Here is a 20,980-nt window from a genome sequence, read left to right as displayed (position 1 = left end):
TGATCTACCGCGGTGAGCGTTCCGCCGCACGACGCTCATCGCCGCAGCCCGAGCGGAGTGCCAGCGAGCGGGAACGGTCGCTCACCCAGCGACGCCGACCGGGTCCGGCCCGGTAGACGCGGGAATCGGCACACACATACCCGCTCGCGGTGTGAGCGCCGGACGCCCGAGCAGGGCGCTGTTGAAACACCCGTCAACCCGGGTATTTCAACAGGCTGTCAGCAGCGGAAGTCGGAGGAATCGCCCTGCGCGGCAGGCAGTTCGGTCCGGCCGCCCGCGAGCAGTACCCGCAGGCCGCTGTCGGTGACCTGGACCTCGGTGGGCTGCAGGCCCATCGGGTAGCTCTGCAGGCTCTCCGCCATCAGGTTGACGATGCCCTCGACCAGGTCGGTGGGCAGGCCGAAGCCGAGCAGCGAGGCCGCCTCGGTGGTGACCTCCACCTTGTCGCCGACCACCTGGGGCTTGACCTCGAGGCCCGCGAGTCCGCCGAGAACCGCGAAGGTCAGCGTGTCCGTGGTCGGATTGGACTGGACGCCGGAGACCAAACCGCCCAAGGTCTGCGCGATGCCGTCGTTGCTCCAGGTGACATCGGCCGAGGAGCTGCCGATGGTGCCGCCGCCGCGCCCGTTGTCCACCACTTCGATGTCGTTGAACTTCGCGTGCACCACCATGCCAACGGCGGGACCGAATTTGGTGTCGTCGCTGTTCACCGTCACCGACGACACCTTGCCGTCGAACATGGTGATGAGCATGGGTTTGGCCCCGAACGACACGTCGATCCTGGACCCCATCTCCTGTTCGAACTGGGAGGTGATGCAGTTCTCCACGGTGCGCCGCGCGTACGCCTCACCACCGGCCAGGGCGGCAATGGCGAGCAGCGCGACCACGACGGCGACGACGAGCAGGGTGCGACCACGCATCCAGGACGAACCTCCTCCGGAGCCAGTGGCATTCGGCCCCACCGGCGGCGGGGGAGTGGTCGGCGGCTGCTGTTCGCCGCCGGGTGCCGCGCCCGCCGCCAAGGCGGCCGCGTCGAAGGTCTCGGTGCCGTACGGTCCCAGCACCGTGGTGTCCTGGCGGCCGGACGGATCCGGATCGCCCGTCGCCTCGGTGCGGTGTTCGGACGGATTCCGGTGCGCCCCGCGCACGTCGTCCTGCAGCGGGTACGCGGATTCGGCTGACGTGCGCAGGATCTCGGTGGGTGCCGAGTCGGACACGGACTCGCGGCCGCCGAATGCCGCGGTGGTGTCGTCGTTTCCGGTCTCGTCGGCCGCCGTGTTCGCGGCCAGCACCTCGGTCGGCGCCGAGTCCGACACCGACTTGCCGCTCCCGAATGCCCGCGTGGTGTCGTCGTTTCCGGTCGCGGCGGGGTCGGGCCGACCGCTGCCGAGGACTTCGGTGGCGTCGCCGGGTGCTCGGGATCTGTGTTCGGCGGTGGTGTCCGGTAGGGCGGTGCCCGGCTCGTGGCTCACTTCGTTTCCGGTGCCGCCGACCAGGGTGGCGTCCGGGTCCGAGGCGTGAGGCGCGCCGGTATCGCGCTCGGCCGCGTCGTCCGAGGTGGGTTTCGAGCTCATGGGGGCGATTCTTCCCGAGGTTTCTGTGTGGGCTCTGTGCTTCCGATGAGGTGTTGACCGAACCTGGGCTGAATGTGACATAACGCACAACCCCCGGCGTAATCTGTTTCACATGGCTGGGGAAGCCGCAGCGGAGCGGGATTCTGGACGCGGTTGGCAGGAGTTGCGGCGGCTGGCCGGTCGGCACGCGGGGTATTTCACGACCAGGCAGGTGCTGCGCACCGGCTGCGAGGTCCAGGTTCGCGACGGTTTGCGGGACGGCTCGGTGTCCCGGGCCGGGGTGGGCCTGCTGCGCCTGAGCGACTGGCCGGATGGTCCGCTCGACGAGTACGCCATGTGGTCGGCGTGGTTCGACGGCGCCGCCGCGGTCTCGCACCACAGCGCCGCCGAGCTGCACGGCCTGGGTCGCCTGCGCCCCCGCTACGTGCACATCTCCGCCGGGCCGGGCCGTTTCCCCCTCTCACCGCGCCTGGTGGTCCTGCGCCGCGCCCTCGCTCGCACCGACATCCAGTCCGCGGGCGCGTTCCTGGTCACCACCCCGCTGCGCACGGTCCTCGATCTGGCCGAAACCGGCATCGGCCAGTCCGCCCTGGACGAAGTCGTAGCCGACGCCGTAGCCATAGACCGCTGCGCCAGCACCGACATCCGCACCGCCTGCACCGCCCTCCCCCCACCCACCGCCACCCGCCTACACCGCGCCCTCGCCCGCGCGTGACCGCTGGCCGGTGTGGTCGTGCGGTGCGCTTTGGCTGGTGGGTGGTCGTGGCGGTCGCTGCGCCGGTGAGTGTCGGGACCTGTGGGTGGTGGCTGGGTCGCGCCGGAATCCGGTTCGTGGCAGGGTGACTGACCATGGCGAAGGTCGGCTGTGGTGCGTGGGATCTGAGCTTTCCCCCGGGTCCGCCCGATCGGGTCGTGGATATGTTCACCGCCGCCGTGGTGGCCGACGCGGTGCGTCGGTTCGACGCGGACCTCGCGCAGTCGGTGGAGACGTGCCGGGATTGGCGGCGCGGGTATCGCGGGGTTTTCCGCGGTGTGACGGCATTGGCGGTGTCCGCGCCCACGGTGTCGCTGGGTATCGCCGAAGAGGGGCTGGCGTCGCTGCGCACCATGCTGCGGTTCGCGGCGGGCCGCCGGGTTGTCGCGCTGCGGTCGGTGAACGTGGCCGCGGAAGCGGACGATACGGATCTGGCTACCGGTCGCGTGGACGGCACGGCCGAGCCGGTGCGGCGGCTGGAGGTGCCGTATCGCGGAGAGGTGTTGGCGGAGGAGCGGTTACGGCGGCAGCTGGCGAGCTGGCGACGTGACGGCATCGTGGAGCCCGGTTTCGCGACGGCGGTGGAACGGGTCATCGACCATCCGGAATGGCTGCCGCTGCCCGGTTTCCGGCTGACGGTGGTGGGCGCGTCCGCGCATCTCGCTTCCTTGCGGCCGCTGTTGTCCTGGGGTGCGGAGGTTTTGGCGGTGGACCGTCCGGGCCGTTCCCGCTGGGATCGCCTGCACGCCGTGGCGCGTGCCCGTGCGGGCTCGCTGCGCTTCCCGCTCACCGAGTCCGGCCCCGGCGCGGATCTCACCAAACACTTTCCGACGCTGGTCCGTTGGATACTCGCGCAGGCCGACGCCCGCCCGGTGCTGGGCCTGTACGCGAGCAATCCGGGTGCGGCCGGGGTGCGGCTGTCCGCGGCGGCCGATGTGCTCGCCGAGGCGGTGCTGCGCGCCCGCCCGGACACCGCGCTCGCCTACCTGGGCGCGTCCACCGACTGCTACGCGGTGCCCCCGGCGGTGCTGTCGGCGGCGCGGGAACGCGCGACCGGTGGGGGTGTGCGCGACACGGTGCGGGGCGCGCTGCGCCGCGTGACCCCCTGGCCGGTGTACCACCCGAACTATCCGGAGCCGGTCCGCACCGCCGACGGCGCGCACTGGGGTCTGTTCGACAACCTCCCGACTATTCTCGGCCCGGACTACGCTCTGGCCCAACGTATTCCGCGCTGGCGCGCCGTGCTGACCCGCGCCGCCGGTGGCACCGTCTCCTATACCGTCGCCCCGCCCGCCTGGCCCACCGATATCCGGGAGGCCACGCTGCGCCCGATCACCCTGCGCGGCGTCGACCGCTACGGCATCGAGGTCTTCGAACCGTCGACGGCCCGCACCCTGTTGGCCGCCAAACTGGTGGCCGACCTGTTCGACCCGGCCCCCGACCCCGACGCCAATCCCGAGTCCCTCTTCACGTTCGGCGCGGCGCACGGCGGCCTGTGGCGGCAGCCCTTCCAACCGAGTTCCCTGCTCGCCCCCTCCACCCTGCTCGGCTGCCTGGACGCCGTGCGCGACTTCGGCGAGCGCCACCTCCGCCCGCACTGATTCCGCTCACCGCGGCGCGACGGCCGCCCACGGCACCGACAGCACGCAGTCGCGCAGCCGCCGCCGGTATCCCCGCAGCGGAAACCCTTCCTGCCGCAGCAGTTCCGCCGCGTGCCGCCATCGCACTCGCGGCCCGAACACCGCCAGCGGCGCGGCATGGGCCCACGCCCGGTCGGCGGCGCTGAGCAGGGTGTGGATGGGCTCGCCCGGGATATTGCGGTGGATCAGGACTTTCGGCAGCCGTTCGGCGAGGTCGGAGGGCTTCTCGATATCGAACGGGTCCCAGGCGAGGGTCAGCGAGAGCGGTCCGTCACGGCCGAGCAGCACCCACGCGCACCGCCGACCCAGCTCGTCGCAGGTGCCGTCCATGAGCAGCCCGTCGGGCGCGAGACCACCGAGAATGGTGTCCCACGCCCCCGACACCGCCGATTCCGGATACTGCCGCAGGACATTGAAGGCCCGCACCAGATCCGGCCGCAGGCCCGCCAATTCGAAACCCCCGCGCGCGAACTCGACGCCGTCGCGGCCGGACACCACCCGCGCGGGGTCGATCTCCAGCCCCACCACGCGAATATCGGCGCGCACCGTCCGCAGCCGCGCGGCCAATTCCAGCGTGGTGACCGGCATGGCCCCGTAACCGAGGTCGACGACCAGCGGCCGCGCCGCCGCCAGCAGCCGCCCGGTTACCAGCGCGTCGTGGACCAGCCACCGGTCACCGCGCCGCAGCCGGTTGATGCCGGTGGTGCCGCGCGTGATGGTGCCGACGGGTTTGGCTAGTGGACGGGTTTCAGCTCGTCCAGCCACCGCTGTGTCATTTCGGCTTCCGCCCGGAACAGGTCGATCAGGTTCACGAGCAGCAGTTGTTCGAGCTTGGTTCCGAAGAAGGGGATCTGCACCTGCGCCCGGGAGGAGATGCGCAGGGTGCTGCCGATCTCGGTGGGGAACAGGTGCAGCTTTCCGCCGAGCGTGCCCGGCCCGTTCGGGATTTCCGCCGTGTAGGTGCCGTGCACCTCGGGGCCGAAGGGGTCGTAGCGTTCGGTGCGGGTGATGGTCATATCGCCGCGCATGACGGTCTGCGCCATGGGTGGCAGCATGTCGCGCGGCAGCACATGGCGCAGCACCACTTCGATGCCGTCATCGCCCGCCGTCAGGTTCACCACGTCGTTGGGTGAGTATTTCCGCATCTCCTCGATCCGCGCGTCCCAGTAGGCGCGGCTGGACAGGGCCGCGTAGACCTCTTCGGTGGTGTGCAGCGGATAGCGGGCGGAGTAGTCGAGTCGGCGGGCCATGAGCGGTGAGGTTACCGGCGGATAGCCGCGGTCAGTGCGAAGACAGCCAATTGTCGGTGAACTCGGCTTCGCGGACGAGCAGGTCGCTCAGGTTCTCCTGGATGGCGGCTTCGATCTTGCGGCCGAAGAGCGGGATCTTGACCTCGATATTGCCGTCGACCACGTAGGTGGAGCCGGTGCCGTCCGCGCTGAGAGTGAGGGTGCCGTTCACTTCGGCGGGCGCGCCGTCCACCCGCGCGGTGAAGGTGCCCGACGAGCCGTTCCAGATCTCGGTCCGCGGAATCACCAGCCCGTCCGGTTTGATCGCGGTGATCTGGGCGGGCAGGTCCGCGGCGGGAATGGTCTGGATGAGCTCCACGTGCACCCGCTCGCCGTCGATGACGATGGATTCGATGCGCGCGTTGTCGCCGCCGACCTGCTCGACGCGGTCCTTCCAGTACTGCTCGTTGGCGAAGGCCGCGCGTACGGAGGCGGCGGAGTGGGCGGAGCGCCCGGTGAAGGCCAGAGGTGTCGCCATGGGGGGACAGGCTACCGTCTGTGCCTGTGCGTACTTCTCGGGTGGTGCCGTTCGAGCACCTGCGGGACATGCTGGCGACAACCGGCGCGCGACTGCGCGACGCGGTACCGCTGGCGGAGCTGACGACCCTGCGGGTGGGCGGCCCGGCCCCCGTCGCGGATTGCGCCACCACGGAGGCGCTGGTGGCGACGGTCCGCGCGCTGGACGCCGCCGACATCCCGGTGCTGTTGGTCGCGGGCGGTTCGAACCTGCTCGTCGCGGATGAGGGGTTCCCCGGCGTGGTGGTGCGCATCGCCACCGCGGGTGTGCGGATCACGGCCGCCACGACCGGAGCCGTCTCCACCACCTCCGGCACGGCCGTCGTCACCAGCCACACCGGTGCACCTGCCGCCCCGGCCGTCGACGTGCCCCACTCGGTGCGCGACGTCGCCGGGAACGTCGACACGGTCGCCGTCGAGGCCGACGCGCACGACGCCGCGCGATCGGATGCTGCCGCCGCCGCGCCCGACGAGGCCGACCTGACCGGTGCGGTGCGCGTGATCGCCGAGGCGGGCGCGAACTGGGACGCCGTGGTCGCCGAGACGGTCGCCGCCGGTTACGGCGGTCTGGAATGCCTGTCCGGCATTCCGGGTTCCGCGGGTGCGACGCCGGTGCAGAATGTCGGCGCGTACGGCGTCGAGGTCGCGCACCTGCTCACCCGCGTCCAACTGCTGGACCGCGCGTCCGGCGAGATCGCCTGGGTCGATCCCGCCGAGCTCGGGTTCGGCTATCGCACCTCGGTGCTCAAGCACAGCGATCACGCGGTCGTGCTTGCCGTGGAGTTCGCCCTGCGCGCCGACGGCTCCAGCGCACCCCTGCGCTACCGCGAACTGGCCGCCGCCCTCGGCGCCGAGGAGGGCGAGTCCCGGCCCGCCGCCGAGGTCCGCGCGGGGGTGCTGCGGCTGCGCGCGGGCAAGGGCATGGTGCTGGATCCGGCCGATCACGACACCTGGAGCGCGGGCTCGTTCTTCACCAACCCGGTGGTGCCCGCCGCCCGTGTCGAGGAGGTGCGGGCGGCGATCGCCGCACGGTTGGGCTCGGATGTGGCGGTGCCCACCTATCCCGCCCCGGACGGCGTGAAGTTCTCGGCGGGCTGGCTCATCGAGCGCGCGGGTTTCGCCAAGGGATTCCCGGACGAGTCCGCTCCCGCGCGGCTGTCCACGAAGCACACCCTGGCCTTGACGAATCGCGGTGCGGCCAAGGCGTCGGATGTGGTCGCGCTGGCCCGCACGGTCCGCGACGGTGTGGCCGAGCGCTTCGGCATCCGCCTGGAACCGGAGCCCGTCACCGTCGGCCTGACGCTCTGAAGGGGTGGCGTTCCCCACGGTCCGCGCAGCCCGGGGGACGCGGTATCGCGGGGTAACTTGGCGTAAGTGAGCAATCGAGGAGGATCCGCCAGACGAGTGGCCACGGTGCTGACCGCGTTTCTCGCCGCGGTCGCGCTGCTGGCCGGATGTTCATCGGATAAGGGCGGTGGCCCGGAGGCGCCCGCGGGGCCCGTCGCACAGGTGACAGTCGATCCCGGCGACGGCGCCGACGACGTCAACCCGACCGCACCCGTCTCGGTCTCGGTGGCCGACGGCCGCATCGACCAGGTGGCCCTGACCAACCCCAACGGCAAACAGGTCACCGGCGAGTTCAACGCCGACCACACGGCCTTCTCGGTGACCGAGCCGCTCGGCTACGGCGTCACCTACAGCTGGTCGGGCACCGCCACCGGCACCGACGGCAAGCCGGTGCCGATCGACGCGAAGTTCACCACGGTGCGACCCGAGTCGACGGTGTCGGCGACCATCAATATCGGCGACGGCCAGCAGGTCGGCATCGCCGCGCCGATCATCGTGCAGTTCAGCGAGCACGTCGAGAACAAGGCCGCGGTGGAGCAGGCCATGACGGTCACCACCGATCCGGGCGTGGAGGGTTCGTGGGCGTGGCTGCCCGACGACAACGGCGGCTCCCGCGCGCACTGGCGTCCGCGCGAGTACTGGACGCCCGGCACCACGGTGGACATGCGGGCCGAGCTGTACGGCATCGACATGGGCGACGGTGCGTACGGCGCGGCCGACATGACCTCGAATTTCAGCATCGGCCGCGCCCAGATCGTGCAGGCCGACGCTCCCGGCCACCGCATGCGGGTGGTGCGCGACGGCCAGGTCGTCTTCGATTTCCCGGTCAGCTACGGCGAGGGCAATGAGGACCGCAATGTCACCCGCTCCGGCATCCACGTGGTGACCGAGAAGTACGAGGATTTCATGATGTCCAACCCGCCGTATTACGAGAACGTGCGGGAGCGCTGGGCGGTGCGCATCTCCAACAACGGCGAGTTCATCCACGCCAATCCGGAATCGCTGTCGGCGCAGGGCAATACGAATGTCACCAACGGCTGCATCAATCTGAGCCCGGCGGACGCGCAGGCGTATTTCCCGACCGCGCTGTACGGCGACCCGGTCGAGGTGACCGGTACCCGCATCCAGCTGTCGGCGGCCGACGGTGACATCTACGACTGGACCATCGACTGGAACACCTGGAAGAGCATGTCGGCGCTGCAGGGCGATCCCGCGCCCGCCGTCTCGGCCACCCCGCTGCCGCCGGGCCCGCCGCGCGCCAACTGAACCTGGTCGTTCGACCTGCTGATCGCGGGCCCGCCGACTACCGTTGACGCGGTAGTGAGGAGGGCCCGTGGTCGTTGCGGGAGCGGGGCCGGTACGCCCGCTGAGTCCATCGGAGCGGTGGTTCTGGATCATCGACCGCATCTCCCAGTCCAACTGCATCGGGCGGATTCGCGTGCACGGTCGGATCGAGCCGGACCGACTGGAGCGCGCGGCCACGGCACTGGTGACCGAATATCCGCTGCTGCGAGTCGGAGTCGAGCACGGCGCGGCCTTCGCCCCGCGCTTCGTCCCACTGGCCGACCCCCGGCTCCCCGTGCGCCGCGTGGAGACCGACGACCCCGAGCTCTGGCGAGCCGCGGTGGACGCCGAACTGGCGGCACCCTTCGACACCGCGACCGGCCTGGCGCGGGCGGTGGACATCGTGCACGCGGTCGGCACCCCGGCGGAACACCACGACATCCTGCTGACCGTCTCCCACGTACTCCTCGACGGCCGCTCTTTGATCACCCTGCTGCGCAAGCTGATCGACTACGCGGCAGCGGATGGCGGAGCGGGCGCTGCGGCAATTCCCGTATCGGCGTTCGAGTCCGCCGCCGACGGCCCCGCTGCCGCACCGGAACCCGATCCGGCAGGGCGTCATGATGGAGCCGCCGGAGTGGGTTCCGGGGCCACCGGGTTTGATGTCGGGACAGCCGCGCCCGAATCCGGCGTTGCCGCATCTCCCGTGCCGGAACGCGAGTTCTCCGCGTCCGGTCCGCCCCACGCCGTCGTGGAAACCGATTCTGCCGGGCCGACAGTGGGAGTCTCCAGAACCGTCGGGGGCGGTGCCGGGGCTGCCGCGCCGGAACCCGGCGCTACCACCGGCGCGGCCGGGCTCGTTGCGCCGGGAGCGGGGGCGAGCGGAGTCTCGCCCGCCGCAGCGGAATCCGACCCCGCATGGCGTGGTCAGTCACCACCGACACCCGTCACCGGGGCGGCCGTGACACGACGTTCGTCTGCTTCGCGGCCACCGTTTCCTCCGGCCGACGACCTCATTCCCCCTGCGGCGCGCGGGATCTGGCGCTATCTGTATACGACCCTCGCGGATCAGGCGGTGGCCCTGATACGCCGCCCCCGGTTGCTGACCGGTGCCGGACCGGTGCCACTGCCGCAGCGGCGGACCCGGTCGGTGCGGCGGGTGCTGGACGCGCGACGGCTCGCCGCGCTGACGGCGCGGTGCCGCGTCGCCGGTGTCACGGTGCACGGTGCGCTGGTCGGCGCGGTGGCGTTCGCCATCGGAAGCACGGTGCGCCCGAATCGCGGCGGCTGCACCGGAATCGCCTCCCCGGTGGACTTCCGGCAGCGACTGATCCCCGCACCGGACGCCGACGAGCTCGGCATCTACGCCCCGGTGCTCACCACCTTCGTGCGCTTCGGCCCCCGGCGGTCGCTCTGGTCGGCGGCTGGTTCGGTGAACCGTCAGCTCGACCGCAAGGTCCGGCAGCTTCGGCACCTGTCCACGGTCGCCGGGATGCGCTACGGCACCCCCAAGTCGCTCGAATCCGGCTGGCGCGTAGTGAAACTCATCGACCGCCGCGCCCCGTGGAATGTCTCGGTGACCAACCTCGGCCGCGTCGACTTCCCGCCCGCGCCGGGGGAGTGGCGCACCTGCGGCCTGTCCGTCGCCGCGGGCAACTCCTGTGTCAGCGCCCTCACCGTCGCCGTGGCCACCGCCCACGACGAGATGAGCCTCGAGTTCTGTTACGTGGACGGCGTACTGTCCCCGGAGTCCGCCGAACGCTTCGCCGATCTGGTACTCGCGACCCTGACCACTCGGGCCGAACAGCCCGGCACTGCGCGACTCCTTCGAAGGAGTCACCTCTTCCAGCTTTTCAGCCGCTAGGGCCTGGCAAATATGTGCGACCGCCGAAGCGTGACACGAGTTTCCCGGGTGCGGAGTGCGGTGCATCCGCCTGTGACGAACGCGCGTATCACCCGCGCAGCAGGGCCCGCAGTGCCGCGCGGTCCGGCTTGCGGGTGCGTCCGCGCACCGGTATCTCGTCGACCACCGCGATCTCGTCGGGCAGCGCGGACGTGTCGATCAGCCGGGGCAGTTCGCGGGCGAGGCGCTCCCGCACCTCCGCCTCGTCCCCGTCCGCCACCACGGCGAGCACGATCCGCTCGTCCCCGATCTCGTCGGGCAGTCCGACCATGATCGCCTGGCGCACGCCGCGCACCCGCGCGATCACGGGTTCGTACAGTCCGGGATAGATATTGGTCTTGCCGCGGATCATCATGTCCTTCTTGCGGCCGACCAGCACGATGGTGTCGCCGTCCCAGCGCGCGAGGTCGCCGGTGCGCACTTCTTTCAGCGGTGGTTCGCCGAGGTATCCGCGGCACAGGTTCGGTCCGGACAGGATCAGCTCACCGTCGTCGGCCACCCGGGCGTCCACACCGTTGACCGGTGCGCCCAGCGGATCGCCCGCACCGTCGTAGCTCAGCTTGGCCGTCCCGGTGGTGACCGCCACCGGCAGGATCTCGGTCATCCCGTAGATGGCGAGGAATTCACAGCCGGGCAGCGCGGCCCGCGCCCGGCGCAGCAGCGCGGTGGTCACCGGTGCACCGCCGAGTGACACCTCCCGCAGCGCGGGGGCCGCCAGCGCTCCGGATTCGACGGCGGTCAGCGCCACCGCCAGATCGGCGGGCGTGAAGAACGCGTGCGTCGCCTCGCCCAGTCCGCGGGTGAACTCGACCGGGTCGATATGCGTGCCGAAGCGCGGATAGCGCGGCAGCGACCACCGCGCCCCCGCCATGAGCGCGGGCAACCCCATCATCAGCTGTTCGGTGTGCAGGTGCGCTCCCGGCCCGAGACTGGACCGCCCCGCCATGGCGGCCAGACCGGCCCCGAGCGAACCCCGGGTGTGCACAACGGCTTTGGGATCATCGGTGGTGCCCGAGGTGAAGACGATCAGCGCATCGCTGTCGGGTTCGGGCCGCCGTACGGTACCCGTCGCGCCCGGCTCCAGCACCCGCCGCTCGGCACCCGTCGCACCTGGCTCCAGCAGTCGTCGCAGCGGCAGCGATCCGCCGGGGGTGCCCGGCAGCCGCGGACCGCTGTGAATGTGCCGGACTCGCAGCCGCCCGAACGCGGGCAGCTCCAGCCCTCTGGTCCGCCCGACCCGACGCAGTGGCCCGCTCAACAGGTGGAGCAGGGATTCGGTTGCTGCCCAAGTAGGTTCGACGACACGCAGCCGTCGCGCGAACAGCTCCGGTCCCACCCCCGGATCGACGAAGACGATGGTCCCCCCGGCGGCGATGGTGCCGAAGATGAGCGCCACCGCGTCCACGCACGGGCGGATGGAGAACAGCATCCGATCGCCGGATCGAAACCCGTTGGCGTGCAGCCGTTCCGCGACGCCGCCGATGAGCGCGTCGAGTTCGCCGTAGCTGAGCGGCCGCGCGCCGACCATCCCCAAGGCCGGGGCGTCGGGATGCCGTCGCGCCCGCTCCCGCAGCGGTTCCAGGAAGTCGCCCGGACCGTCGCTCACCGAATGTCCACCAGTTCCGGCTTGTACCGGTGGTCGGCGTACCAGGCGAGCGTCTTGCGGATACCCCACGCCCGCACCCGCCGATTGGAGCCGAAAACCCGGACGTCCCTACGCAATCCGTAATCGGTGGTTATCGTCCGCACGGCATTGACCAGCGCCCGGTCCTCGTGCAGCTCTTCGATGGCCGTGCGCGGGAACCCGCCCGCCGCCTGGTACAGCTCGGCGGTGATGGCCATATTGCACCCGGGCGTCATCACATACGGCCCCAGATAGCGCGGGTCCTGGTTCCCGGGCCGGAATCTGCCGAACGTGGACGCCACCTCCAGTGCGAACCGGATGACATTGCGGTCGGCCCAGCTCACGCCCTCGTCGGTGCGCGGTATGAGCTGCCCGCTGATCAGGCGCAGTCCGGAGTCGAACCCCGCGTGGATGCGCGCCGTCCAGTCGGAGGCCGGTACGCAGTCGGCGTCGGTGCGCGCCAGCCGGGTGGCTCCCGAGGCGATGGCGTGCCGCATGCCGGTATCGGCCGCGGCACCGGTGCCCTTCTGGGATTCGTGGATGATCTCGATGCGCATGTCCGGGTGCGCGGCGGCGAAGTCCTTCACCACCGACGCGGTGCCGTCGGTGGAGCTGTTGTCCACCACGACCAGCGTGAAGTCGCGGTCGCGCTGGGCGGCGAGCGCGTCCAGGGTGGCCCCGATGCCGTATTCCTCGTTGTAGGCGGGCACGATCACCCAGAGTTTGCTCATGACCCCTCCCGCGGTCCGGCGAACGCGCCCCGATGTGAAACGCACTCGAGGGCGAAATCGCGCGCCGTCCGGTCGGTGTTATCCGTGCTCACCCGCATGGTCGCGCATCTCACCCCAGCCGATAGGTGATGGCGGCGGCGGTCGGCCCCGCTCCCGCCGCCACGAACAGCACGGCCTGCTGACCGTCGAGCTTGCCGCCCTCGCGGGCGGTCAGGTAGCCGACCGGCAGCGCGGAGGTGTGCGCGTCACCCTCGGTATCGTCCGCGTACAGGGCTCCGGCGGGCAGGCCGAGCCGTTCGGCGAGCAGTTCGGGGAAGTCCGGGGTGGGCCGCCCGCACACCAGCGCGGTGCGGGTGATGTCGATATCGTCGACCTCCACCGCGGCCAGCGCCGCTTCCACGGCGTGCTGGAGCAACTCGTCCACGGTGGTCGCGGAGCGGTCGACGACGATGGTGGAGCGTCCGGTGGTGCCCATCCGCGGCAGATTCACGAACCCCACCGGGTGCGGTCGTTCCTCCGTCGCCCCCACGTGCAGACTGCCGAACCCCGCCCGGCCATCCGATCTCTCGAGCACCAGCGCCGCCCCGACGGGCGTGATCGGGAATCCGGCGACGGGTTCGGCCGAGGTGGACGGATGCGCGTCCCCGGAGACGATCAGCACCCGTCGCACCGCGTCCGATGCGAGCAGCGCCTGGCTCACCTGCACGGCATTGAGCACCCCGCAGGCCCCGTTCATGAGGTCGAAGCTCAGGCACGGCACATCCCCGCTGGCGTATTCCAGTCCGATGCCCACCTGCTGCTGGATCAGCGCCGACATGGCCGGTTCCACCATATTGGCGTCCCGGTAGACGCCCACATTGATGAGCGCGTCGATGTGGGCGGGCGTGGTTCCGGCCCGGTCGATGGCCTGTTTCGCGGCCAGCGCCGCCTGCTCGATGGAGCTGCCGCGGCCCGTGACCGCGGCGATCGAGGAGATCACGATGCCCATGGTCATCCCACCCGCAATTCGCCGAGGGTCACCGAGAGGAATCCGGCCACCACACCGGAGGCGGCGGGCACCATCAGCACCTTCGCGCCGCCGGTGAGCCGCCCCTGCTTCAGCGCGTCGTGCAGCACCACGAAATGTGATGTGGACGCGGTATTTCCGTATTTGTCGAGCACCATCAATCCGGGTGGCATCGCGGCGTCGAATTCTCGCTCAGCGATCTTGTTGATCATTTCCACCGCGGGGCCGCTGAATTGGTGATGAATCACGTAGTCGTAGCCCTCATCGCCGAATTCGCTCCCGCGCTCGCGCAGGAAATCGGTCTGCCGCGTGGTCCACAGCAAATATCGGGCTTCGTTGTGCATGGCCCGGTTGTCGGTGTACAGCGCGATGCCGGGACTCTTGTCGCTGGGCATGCCGAGACACAGGTTCGCGAAGGCGGCGCTGGTATTGAGTTCGACGTATTCGATGCCCTCGTCGGCCCCGCCGTCGGCGTCGAGCACCACCGCCGCGCCCGCGTCGCCGACCGTGAGCGAGGCGAACTGCGGATCGTACTTCTCCGACATCTCCCGCACGGCGGTAGCGGAGATGGGCGTGATGTCCTCACCGGACACCACCATGCCGCGCCGTGCGATTCCGGCACGAATCATCCTGTCCAGCACCAGAACTCCGGTCAGCATGCCCGCGCAGGCATTGGAGACGTCGAAGTGCACGGCCCGGTGCGCGCCGAGTTCGTTGCGCAGCATGAGGGCGAAGGACGGCTCGAGGGTGAAGTCGCCGTCGCGAATGCGGGTGATCGAACAGGAGATGATCACATCCAGGTCCGCGGCGTCGTAGCGGGAATTCGCGAGCGCGTCGCGGGCGGCATCGGCCGCGAGGGTGAACGAGTCCTCATCCGCACCGGCCGTGCGCCGGGCGCGCACGCCGCTCACCCGCTCCAGGTCGATGGGGTTGTCGATGGACAGCTGCCGCATAAGCTCTGCGGTAGTCACCTCGTTGTCGGGCAGTTTCGATCCCACCGCTTCGATGCGCGATCTCACCATGTTCGGCTCCAGACAGTGATCGGTTGCGGGCGACCGTAGCAGTGTGTGTATTTCGGTTTTGAAAAATTCTCAGGTCAGATGTGTGATGTGAACGACATTGCGCCCCGGGAGGATCGATGTTGGGTACCGCCGAACGCCACGAATTGGCGCTGCTCGCCGCCGGTCAGCCCTGGTTGCCGGCGCTCTTGCTCGCCGGTCGTCTGGCCCGCCCCATCCGCAAGGTGCCCAAGCTCGGCTGGTTCGTGGCGGACCCGGTGGTGGCCCACTCCGAGCTGTCGGCGCTGCCGCGCGCCCTCACCGTCGCCGAACGTCCCTACGAGATCGTCGAAAGGCGTTATCGCCGAAAGGTTTTCATTCCCACATACGAGACCCTGCGCATCCGGCTGATCTGAGCCTGGAATTACCGCTCCGTATGTTGTACTCTGACTGTAGTGTTCTAATCCGGAGTGTAGACGAACGGAGTGATGTCAGGTGGTGCGCACCAATCCCGAACGCCGACGGGCGCTGCTGGACGGCGCGATCGAGGTCCTGGCCCGCGACGGCGCGCGCGGCCTCACCTTCCGTGCCGTCGACAAGGAGGCGGCGGTCCCGGCGGGCACCGCCTCCAACTACTTCGCCAACCGCGACGACCTGCTCGTCCAGGTGGGCCACCGCTACTACGAGCGCCTGACACCCAGCGACGAGACCATGACCAAGCTCGCCGAGGCCCCGCGCACCCGGGAGACCATCACCGAACTCATGACCGACGTGGTCGACCGCATCACCAACTTCCGTACCGGCTATATCGCCCAGTTGGAACTGCGTCTGGAATCCACCCGCCGCCCCGAACTCCAGGCCCTGCTCACCGAGCGGGTGCGCACCGATATCGACTTCAATATCCGCAACCATCTCGATTCCGGTATGCCCGGCGACGAGGACACGGTGCTCCTGCTCTACCTCGCCCTCAACTGGCTCATTCTCGAACGCCTCACCCTCCCCGGCATTTTCACCGAGGAACGGGCGCGCGAACTGGTCGCCGTCGCGGTGGACCGGGCTATCGGCGGGTGAATTCCTCGGGTATCAGCCGGAACAGCCACCAGGGGCGACTGGGCAGTTCCGGGGTATAGAGGCGCACCGCCATTCGCCGCACGCGCCGACTGCGCACATCCCGGATGCGCAGACTTTCCTCCGGCGAATACGGCGCGGGTATTCCGCTGTTCCAGAGTTCTTCCCACTCCGGTGCGAGCCGGCACCGTTCGATGATCTCCTCCACACTGCGGTCCGGGGTGATGACCGAGGTGAACATGCGCAGCCCGTGTTGGAGGCGGTGCGCCTCCCGACGCCATTCGACCATCACGGTGCGCGCGATCGGGTCCAGGAACATCCATTCGACGAAGTTCTTGCCGGCCCGCATTCCCGGAAAAGTCCGCTGGTAGGCGGTATTCGCCGCGACGATGGTGAAGGTCGGCATGAGATAGAGGCTGGCCGGATGGTCGAGGCTGGCCAGATCGGCGAGATCGCCGGGCGCGGGTCCGGCGGATTCGGTCTGCGGCGCCAGTCCGAACACACTCGGCAGGACCAGGCCGAGAATATGCCTGCGATAGATCGGCGGCACATCGAGCTCGTCGAACAGCGCCTGCAAGGTGTTCAGCGTGGTGGTCCGCGTGCCCGCCTCGATCTTCTCGATGAGCGAGACCGATACGTTGGCGCGTGTGGCGAGCTGTGCCCGACTGAGCCCGACATCCAGTCTGCGCTGGCGTAGATACTCGCCAAACATGTTGTTGACCAACGGATATCACCTCTCGGTCGGCATCGATCCCGGTTCCCGCCCCGCGTTCGCGCACGGATTGTGTGGACGGCGATCGTTGAACTCCCATCGCCTACTCCCGGATAATAGAACATATGTTCGAAGCATAACGATTTAGGTGTCGTGACCTGCGTGTCGAAGGTCACGACACCGCCGTGGTCGGGGTGGAAGGCGGTCAGGTGGGCTGGTTGGATGTGTGTATCGGAAAACGAATCGGGTGGGCGATGACCGCCGCGGGGGTCGAGGTCGGTGAACTCGCGGGGTGTATCGGAATCGCGGACTCGGAGTTGATCGACCGAATGTCGGAACCGGCGTCGTTCACGCTCGCGGAGTTGATTCGAATGTCGGCCCCCTTGCGGTGCAACGCTTTCGAACTCCTGCCCTTCCCCGGCTGTCCGTTGGCCGCACCCGGCGGAGTGTGTTGTTGCGCAAGGGGCGCCGCGAATCCTCGGCAATCGTGACTTGTGGGTGGTGTCGCGTCGATGGGTAGCGAATCGCCGTGTAGCAGAGCGCCTTTGAAGTTCCTTTAGCTCGGCTATGGGATATAAATACGTGGATTCCGGTGCGGAAGCCGTTCCGGCCGGAATCAGCTCGAAGCTGAGCACTTGAAGGTAAGGGGAAACTGATCGTGGAAATTGGCTCGATGCCCGAGTTGATGGCGCAGGGTGCGTGCTCTGAAATGGCGTTGCGATCCGCCATCGGCGGCGATGCCGTCAACCGGGTCATCGACGGCAGTGCGACCGTCGCCGACGTGCTGATCGCCGCCTGGGTGGGGAGGGCCGCCGATCCGGCCCAGACTCTTGTCGACTACGCGCGCCTGTACGTCGGGATACCGGTCGACGAGACCGGTAGGCCCAACGGTACGTGGTGTGCCTGACGCGCCATGGTGTGCCGTGGCCGCCGCATCGGCGACGGCCACGTATGTACGGGTGGATCGGGTTTTCCGCGCCACCCGGTGAATCGAACCGGCCGGGAGCCTTCTCAGCGCGGCGGCTCGATACCCTTCGTCGCGAGCGCTACGAACTCGCGCATGGGTATCTCGAGCGCTTCGCAGAGCGCGAAGAGCTGATTCATATCCGGTGACCGCTCACCGTTCTCGAACCGCTGGATGGTGCTGAGCCCCAGTCCGGTGCGGTCGGCGAGTTGTTGCCGGGAGAGGTGCTTGCGTGCGCGTGACGCCCGCAGCTCGTTGCCCACTGCGCGGTTGATCTCCGCGGCCGTCTCATTCAAGCCCATACGGACCATTCTGAAGTCCGAACGGAGTTGTCGCAACGACTTCGATCGTGGCGTAGGCGATGCCGTCATGCTTCCTGCAAACTCCGGGAAAAATCCGTTCGGGGTTGCTACGGGTCCAAACGGACCATATTGTGCTCCGTATGGAACAGTTGGATGTGCTTGTTGCGGACCGGGTGCGGCGCATCGCTACGCAACTGGGTTGCGATAGCGATGACCTTGCCTGGTGTCTCGGCCTGTCTCGGGATGAGTTGCGGCCGCTGCTGGCCGCGCGGCGATCCTTCACGCTGGAGCAATTGGCGCGGATCGCCCATGCCCTCGGCTGCCCTGTGGAGGAGTTGATTCCGGACGTCGAGGCGTCGGCTGAGCGATCCGGTGCGACCTCCGAATGCCGTTCCTCGGCTTGCGAAGCCGACCATTCGCAAGGTGCGTGTGACATATCTCACGACGCCGTACCCGCAGAGTTTCCACTTACACGCAACCTTTCAGTTAACGCGCAGCATGCGCTCAGCGATGCCGCCGAATACCTGCCGCGCCTGACCGGATTCGACCCGTGGCGACCGGCCGTCCCCGGCCTGCCATACCTCTCCGGTGCTGAACCGAATGCCGTCGCGGTCATCGTGATCCACGACCCGCGCGACGGCCGCGTGTGCAGCACCACGCTCATCGCATCCCCCGACGGCTCCGCAGTGGCCCGCTGACTCTCTCTCGCCCCCCACGCACGAAGCCGCCCTGTCCGGCGTGTTCCGTGATCGCTCCCTGCCCGCTCAGCAGAAAGTCCCACCCGCCATGACCGAATCAACCGAGAAGATCGACGTGCTCATCATGGGCGGCACCTGGAACCCCCACGGCGAGGGCGTCACCGCCGCCTTCGCGAACAATCTCGACCCCGCCCGCTTCACCCCGCGCATGGTCGCCTATCCCGCCGACTACGGTCGTCAGGTCGCATTCGCCGACAGTCTCGCTGCGGGCCGCAAGGCGCTGTTCGAGGCCATCGAGGCCACCCCGAACCGCGTCGTGCTCGCCGGATACTCCCAGGGCGCGGCCATCGCCGGTGACGTGGCCGCCGAGATCGGCAAGGGCCTCCGGCCGCACCTGGAGGTGGCCGCCTGCGCCCTCATCGCCGACCCGCTCCGCCCCGCCGGTCAGTGCGTCGGCCCCGAACCCGGCGGCTACGGCATCGCGGGCCAACGCTGGATCCCCTTCATTCCGGCGTATTGGGCTGCGGCACAAGGTGATCCGATCACGGCTCTGCCGCCCGGCAATGCTCTCCGGCTGATCGCCGACCTCTCCGAGTACTTCTGCCTCGCCGACCGCGACGCCATGCTCCGCTGGGGCCAGAGCCTGTTCGAGATCGCCGTCCACAAGCGCCTCCAACGCTGGTGGTCCCCCAAGAACTGGACAACCTGGACCGGCGTCCTCGCCTACACCCGCGGCTACCTGCTCGACGGCCGCCACACCGACGACTACATCCGCCTCGGCCACGCCGCCCGCCTGGCCGACACCATCAACCGAGAGGTGGCCTGACATGACCCCCGACCACCTCTACCTCTCCCACGACGCCATCCGCGACCTGGACCGTTTGCTCCGCGAAATCCCGGACCTGGCAGCGGATCTCACCGACGCGTTCGCCTGCCGCACCCGCCTCAACGGCCCCACCGAATACCGCCTCCAGCCACGCTCCGCCACCCAGCCCCTGCCCTACAACCCCGCCGCCTCCAAAGCCGCCGACCACCTGCACGCCACCCTGGTCTCCTGGACCCGCCTCATCTGCGAACAACGCGGCCTCCCCTACACCGCCGGCGCCACCACCCCCGCCCTGGCCCGCTGGCTGCACCGCAACCTCATCGCCTTCGCCATGACCGAAGGCGTCGAATCCGCCCCCACCGACATAGCGGCAGCCGTAGCCGCAGCGACCCGCATCGTCTGCCCACCAGCCCGCGAACGCCCCATCAATACCGACCAGATCGCCCAGGCTCGCCGGGCGCGCCTGAATGCCTCCGGAATCGCCACGCTGGCAAAGGAATTGGGAGAGAAGTATCAGAGCCTGACCGTACGCAGAGTGCAGACGCTCCGCGACGCGGGCCGCATCGACCCGGTCCCGGGTCCATGGTCGCCGGACCTGCCTGAGCTGTTCGTGGTGGGGGAGGTGTTGGACGCGCACCTCACTCATCCGACACGCCGCCGCGTAGCGGCATGATCCGCTATATCCCCGCCAGATCGTCGAATTCCCCCGCCTTGCACCCGCGCAGCCAGGCGCTGAACTCCGCAGTCGTAAAGGCGAGGGTTCCCCGCTCCGGCGCGTTGCTATTACGAATCAGAACCCCATCGGCTGTCCCGGCGACTTCCACGCACGTCTCCGGATTGGTGAAGCTCGACTTCCGCCACTGTAGGTCAGGCACGGACCCTCCAGGTATCGGCCAACTCGCGCAAGAACTCGCGGGACTGCCTGGGCGACAGCGCAACACGGCACGCATGCTCGAACGCGGCCGCGAAGTACTCGACTTCGTCGGCATTGGTGATGAACTGACCCCCACTGTATCCCTCGATGTGCACCCGGGCCGCGCACCACGGGTGGCTCATCATCACGAAGTCACCCAACCGCCGCGCCGCGTAGGGGCCGGAGTCGTACGTCGTGATGCGAATGGTGACATTCGGCAACTCGGACAGTTCGACCATGACGCCGAGCTGTTCGGCCATTACAGCGGCATCGCCGACCCGCATATGCAGCGCCGACTCGGGTTGCACCACCTCGAGTGTGAGGTCTCCATCGTGTACGCGCTTCTGGCGGTACCGGCGCTGGTCCACCGTGCGTCGCAGATAGGTATCCGTGACCGGCGGAATGCAGAGCCCGCGGGCCAGGTGCTCCACATAGGCCGGTGTCTGGAGAAGTCCGTATACGGCACGCGGCTCGTGCGCCCGCAGCATGGTCGCGGACTGCTCCATGCCCAGATACGTCGTCAGCCACTCCGGCAGCTGCTTGGAATGCTGCGGAACGCTGCTGAGCATCGCGTCCAGTTCATCGAGCGTGACCCCGAGAGCCTCGGCGTACACGGACCGCTGCGACGGCTGCGGCGTGCTCTCATCCCGCTCCCACTTGCCCAGCGTCGTCCGATCGACACCGACCAGTCGGGCAACCTGCTCTTGCGTCCTACCGGCCGCCTTGCGTGCGTCGATCAACAGTTTGCGTCGCACAAACACATCATAGCCACCTCATATAAGCCGTGGACTCGCTTGCCGAGAACCCGCATTCTGAACTCGAGCACCCGGA

23 protein-coding genes are annotated in these 20,980 nt (G+C 69.0%); 11 read left to right on the top strand and 12 right to left on the bottom strand.

What is annotated here, in order from left to right; translation table 11 throughout:
• Positions 1 to 218: 218 nt before the first annotated feature.
• The gene (locus tag QMO76_RS21685; RefSeq protein ID WP_306363144.1) at positions 219 to 1,574 is read right to left on the bottom strand and encodes a DUF2993 domain-containing protein; all 1,356 of its coding nucleotides are present in this window, start codon (positions 1,572 to 1,574) and stop codon (positions 219 to 221) included.
• 112 nt (positions 1,575 to 1,686) lie between these two features.
• On the opposite strand from QMO76_RS21685, the gene QMO76_RS21680 reads away from it, so the two are divergent.
• Both QMO76_RS21680 and QMO76_RS21675 read left to right on the top strand, forming a co-directional pair.
• Positions 1,687 to 2,289: a hypothetical protein gene (locus QMO76_RS21680; protein WP_306363143.1), complete on the top strand. Its 603-nt coding sequence runs from the start codon at positions 1,687 to 1,689 to the stop codon at positions 2,287 to 2,289.
• Positions 2,290 to 2,423: 134 nt separating this feature from the next.
• Positions 2,424 to 3,929, top strand: coding sequence for a hypothetical protein (locus QMO76_RS21675; RefSeq protein ID WP_306363142.1), 1,506 nt, complete (start codon positions 2,424 to 2,426; stop codon positions 3,927 to 3,929).
• 6 nt (positions 3,930 to 3,935) lie between these two features.
• Here QMO76_RS21675 and QMO76_RS21670 read toward each other — a convergent pair whose 3' ends face one another.
• From QMO76_RS21670 to QMO76_RS21660, 3 genes are read right to left on the bottom strand one after another with little or no spacing between them, the layout of a single operon-like run.
• Positions 3,936 to 4,733: a class I SAM-dependent methyltransferase gene (locus tag QMO76_RS21670; RefSeq protein WP_306363141.1), complete on the bottom strand. Its 798-nt coding sequence runs from the start codon at positions 4,731 to 4,733 to the stop codon at positions 3,936 to 3,938.
• Positions 4,703 to 5,218 carry a DUF2505 domain-containing protein gene (locus tag QMO76_RS21665; RefSeq protein ID WP_306363140.1) on the bottom strand — a complete coding sequence of 172 codons (516 nt, stop codon included), beginning with the start codon at positions 5,216 to 5,218 and terminating at the stop codon, positions 4,703 to 4,705. The genes QMO76_RS21670 and QMO76_RS21665 overlap by 31 nt, the downstream gene beginning before the upstream one ends.
• 31 nt (positions 5,219 to 5,249) lie before the next feature.
• Entirely contained in the window at positions 5,250 to 5,735 is a 486-nt protein-coding gene (locus tag QMO76_RS21660) for a DUF2505 domain-containing protein (protein ID WP_306363139.1), read from the bottom strand.
• A gap of 68 nt (positions 5,736 to 5,803) precedes the next feature.
• Here QMO76_RS21660 and QMO76_RS21655 point away from each other — a divergent pair, with 68 nt between their 5' ends.
• From QMO76_RS21655 to QMO76_RS21645, 3 genes are all read left to right on the top strand, one after another.
• Positions 5,804 to 7,081, top strand: a complete 1,278-nt coding sequence (locus QMO76_RS21655; protein ID WP_306363217.1) for a UDP-N-acetylmuramate dehydrogenase — start codon at positions 5,804 to 5,806, stop codon at positions 7,079 to 7,081.
• A 96-nt stretch (positions 7,082 to 7,177) separates the two neighbouring features.
• Complete coding sequence (locus QMO76_RS21650) at positions 7,178 to 8,386, top strand: Ig-like domain-containing protein (protein WP_372342034.1); 1,209 nt, start codon at positions 7,178 to 7,180, stop codon at positions 8,384 to 8,386.
• A 67-nt stretch (positions 8,387 to 8,453) separates the two neighbouring features.
• Positions 8,454 to 10,268: a hypothetical protein gene (locus QMO76_RS21645; protein WP_306363138.1), complete on the top strand. Its 1,815-nt coding sequence runs from the start codon at positions 8,454 to 8,456 to the stop codon at positions 10,266 to 10,268.
• Between the two features lie 88 nt (positions 10,269 to 10,356).
• Here the strand turns inward: QMO76_RS21645 and QMO76_RS21640 are convergent, their stop codons facing one another.
• The 4 genes from QMO76_RS21640 to QMO76_RS21625 form a co-directional block, all read right to left on the bottom strand.
• Positions 10,357 to 11,913, bottom strand: a complete 1,557-nt coding sequence (locus QMO76_RS21640) for a class I adenylate-forming enzyme family protein (RefSeq protein WP_306363137.1) — start codon at positions 11,911 to 11,913, stop codon at positions 10,357 to 10,359.
• Complete coding sequence (locus QMO76_RS21635; protein WP_306363136.1) at positions 11,910 to 12,662, bottom strand: glycosyltransferase family 2 protein; 753 nt, start codon at positions 12,660 to 12,662, stop codon at positions 11,910 to 11,912. The genes QMO76_RS21640 and QMO76_RS21635 overlap by 4 nt, the downstream gene beginning before the upstream one ends.
• Positions 12,663 to 12,771: 109 nt before the next feature.
• Positions 12,772 to 13,656 carry a hypothetical protein gene (locus QMO76_RS21630; RefSeq protein WP_306363135.1) on the bottom strand — a complete coding sequence of 295 codons (885 nt, stop codon included), beginning with the start codon at positions 13,654 to 13,656 and terminating at the stop codon, positions 12,772 to 12,774.
• Entirely contained in the window at positions 13,653 to 14,690 is a 1,038-nt protein-coding gene (locus QMO76_RS21625) for a 3-oxoacyl-ACP synthase III family protein (protein ID WP_306363134.1), read from the bottom strand. Before QMO76_RS21625 ends, QMO76_RS21630 begins: the two co-directional genes overlap by 4 nt.
• 116 nt (positions 14,691 to 14,806) lie before the next feature.
• Here QMO76_RS21625 and QMO76_RS21620 point away from each other — a divergent pair, with 116 nt between their 5' ends.
• Positions 14,807 to 15,082: a hypothetical protein gene (locus tag QMO76_RS21620; RefSeq protein WP_306363133.1), complete on the top strand. Its 276-nt coding sequence runs from the start codon at positions 14,807 to 14,809 to the stop codon at positions 15,080 to 15,082.
• A gap of 79 nt (positions 15,083 to 15,161) precedes the next feature.
• The gene (locus tag QMO76_RS21615) at positions 15,162 to 15,737 is read left to right on the top strand and encodes a TetR/AcrR family transcriptional regulator (RefSeq protein WP_306363132.1); all 576 of its coding nucleotides are present in this window, start codon (positions 15,162 to 15,164) and stop codon (positions 15,735 to 15,737) included.
• On the opposite strand, the gene QMO76_RS21610 is transcribed toward QMO76_RS21615, so the two are convergent.
• Complete coding sequence (locus QMO76_RS21610) at positions 15,724 to 16,458, bottom strand: helix-turn-helix domain-containing protein (protein ID WP_306363131.1); 735 nt, start codon at positions 16,456 to 16,458, stop codon at positions 15,724 to 15,726. The two genes, QMO76_RS21615 and QMO76_RS21610, sit on opposite strands and share 14 nt — an antisense overlap.
• Positions 16,459 to 17,155: 697 nt before the next feature.
• On the opposite strand from QMO76_RS21610, the gene QMO76_RS21605 reads away from it, so the two are divergent.
• Positions 17,156 to 17,353, top strand: a complete 198-nt coding sequence (locus QMO76_RS21605) for a hypothetical protein (protein WP_306363130.1) — start codon at positions 17,156 to 17,158, stop codon at positions 17,351 to 17,353.
• Between the two features lie 104 nt (positions 17,354 to 17,457).
• Here the strand turns inward: QMO76_RS21605 and QMO76_RS21600 are convergent, their stop codons facing one another.
• The gene (locus tag QMO76_RS21600; protein ID WP_282777319.1) at positions 17,458 to 17,712 is read right to left on the bottom strand and encodes a helix-turn-helix domain-containing protein; all 255 of its coding nucleotides are present in this window, start codon (positions 17,710 to 17,712) and stop codon (positions 17,458 to 17,460) included.
• Between the two features lie 140 nt (positions 17,713 to 17,852).
• Here QMO76_RS21600 and QMO76_RS21595 point away from each other — a divergent pair, with 140 nt between their 5' ends.
• The 3 genes from QMO76_RS21595 to QMO76_RS21585 all read left to right on the top strand — a co-directional run bounded on the left by QMO76_RS21595 (position 17,853) and on the right by QMO76_RS21585 (position 19,909).
• Positions 17,853 to 18,410, top strand: coding sequence for a helix-turn-helix domain-containing protein (locus QMO76_RS21595; protein ID WP_306363129.1), 558 nt, complete (start codon positions 17,853 to 17,855; stop codon positions 18,408 to 18,410).
• A gap of 88 nt (positions 18,411 to 18,498) precedes the next feature.
• Positions 18,499 to 19,236 carry an alpha/beta fold hydrolase gene (locus tag QMO76_RS21590; protein WP_306363128.1) on the top strand — a complete coding sequence of 246 codons (738 nt, stop codon included), beginning with the start codon at positions 18,499 to 18,501 and terminating at the stop codon, positions 19,234 to 19,236.
• Position 19,237: 1 nt separating this feature from the next.
• Complete coding sequence (locus QMO76_RS21585; RefSeq protein WP_306363127.1) at positions 19,238 to 19,909, top strand: hypothetical protein; 672 nt, start codon at positions 19,238 to 19,240, stop codon at positions 19,907 to 19,909.
• Between the two features lie 4 nt (positions 19,910 to 19,913).
• Here the strand turns inward: QMO76_RS21585 and QMO76_RS21580 are convergent, their stop codons facing one another.
• Positions 19,914 to 20,111 carry a DUF397 domain-containing protein gene (locus tag QMO76_RS21580; protein ID WP_306363126.1) on the bottom strand — a complete coding sequence of 66 codons (198 nt, stop codon included), beginning with the start codon at positions 20,109 to 20,111 and terminating at the stop codon, positions 19,914 to 19,916.
• Positions 20,104 to 20,904, bottom strand: a complete 801-nt coding sequence (locus tag QMO76_RS21575; protein WP_306363125.1) for a helix-turn-helix transcriptional regulator — start codon at positions 20,902 to 20,904, stop codon at positions 20,104 to 20,106. The genes QMO76_RS21580 and QMO76_RS21575 overlap by 8 nt, the downstream gene beginning before the upstream one ends.
• Between the last annotated feature and the right edge of the window lie 76 nt (positions 20,905 to 20,980).

Source organism: Nocardia sp. CC227C (assembly GCF_030767025.1).
Taxonomy (GTDB): Bacteria; Actinomycetota; Actinomycetes; order Mycobacteriales; family Mycobacteriaceae; genus Nocardia.
This window is presented reverse-complemented; position numbering and strand designations above follow the sequence as displayed.

Bases quoted from the DNA above. Each gene is read 5' to 3' on its own strand.
- QMO76_RS21595 (WP_306363129.1), top strand. From the start codon at position 17,853: ATGGAACAGTTGGATGTGCTTGTTGCGGACCGGGTGCGGCGCATCGCT.
- QMO76_RS21600 (WP_282777319.1), bottom strand. From the start codon at position 17,712: ATGGGCTTGAATGAGACGGCCGCGGAGATCAACCGCGCAGTGGGCAAC.
- QMO76_RS21685 (WP_306363144.1), bottom strand. From the start codon at position 1,574: ATGAGCTCGAAACCCACCTCGGACGACGCGGCCGAGCGCGATACCGGC.
- QMO76_RS21680 (WP_306363143.1), top strand. From the start codon at position 1,687: ATGGCTGGGGAAGCCGCAGCGGAGCGGGATTCTGGACGCGGTTGGCAG.
- QMO76_RS21630 (WP_306363135.1), bottom strand. From the start codon at position 13,656: ATGACCATGGGCATCGTGATCTCCTCGATCGCCGCGGTCACGGGCCGC.
- QMO76_RS21585 (WP_306363127.1), top strand. From the start codon at position 19,238: ATGACCCCCGACCACCTCTACCTCTCCCACGACGCCATCCGCGACCTG.
- QMO76_RS21675 (WP_306363142.1), top strand. From the start codon at position 2,424: ATGGCGAAGGTCGGCTGTGGTGCGTGGGATCTGAGCTTTCCCCCGGGT.
- QMO76_RS21590 (WP_306363128.1), top strand. From the start codon at position 18,499: ATGACCGAATCAACCGAGAAGATCGACGTGCTCATCATGGGCGGCACC.
- QMO76_RS21605 (WP_306363130.1), top strand. From the start codon at position 17,156: ATGGCGTTGCGATCCGCCATCGGCGGCGATGCCGTCAACCGGGTCATC.
- QMO76_RS21635 (WP_306363136.1), bottom strand. From the start codon at position 12,662: ATGAGCAAACTCTGGGTGATCGTGCCCGCCTACAACGAGGAATACGGC.
- QMO76_RS21665 (WP_306363140.1), bottom strand. From the start codon at position 5,218: ATGGCCCGCCGACTCGACTACTCCGCCCGCTATCCGCTGCACACCACC.
- QMO76_RS21655 (WP_306363217.1), top strand. From the start codon at position 5,804: ATGCTGGCGACAACCGGCGCGCGACTGCGCGACGCGGTACCGCTGGCG.
- QMO76_RS21660 (WP_306363139.1), bottom strand. From the start codon at position 5,735: ATGGCGACACCTCTGGCCTTCACCGGGCGCTCCGCCCACTCCGCCGCC.
- QMO76_RS21620 (WP_306363133.1), top strand. From the start codon at position 14,807: ATGTTGGGTACCGCCGAACGCCACGAATTGGCGCTGCTCGCCGCCGGT.
- QMO76_RS21625 (WP_306363134.1), bottom strand. From the start codon at position 14,690: ATGGTGAGATCGCGCATCGAAGCGGTGGGATCGAAACTGCCCGACAAC.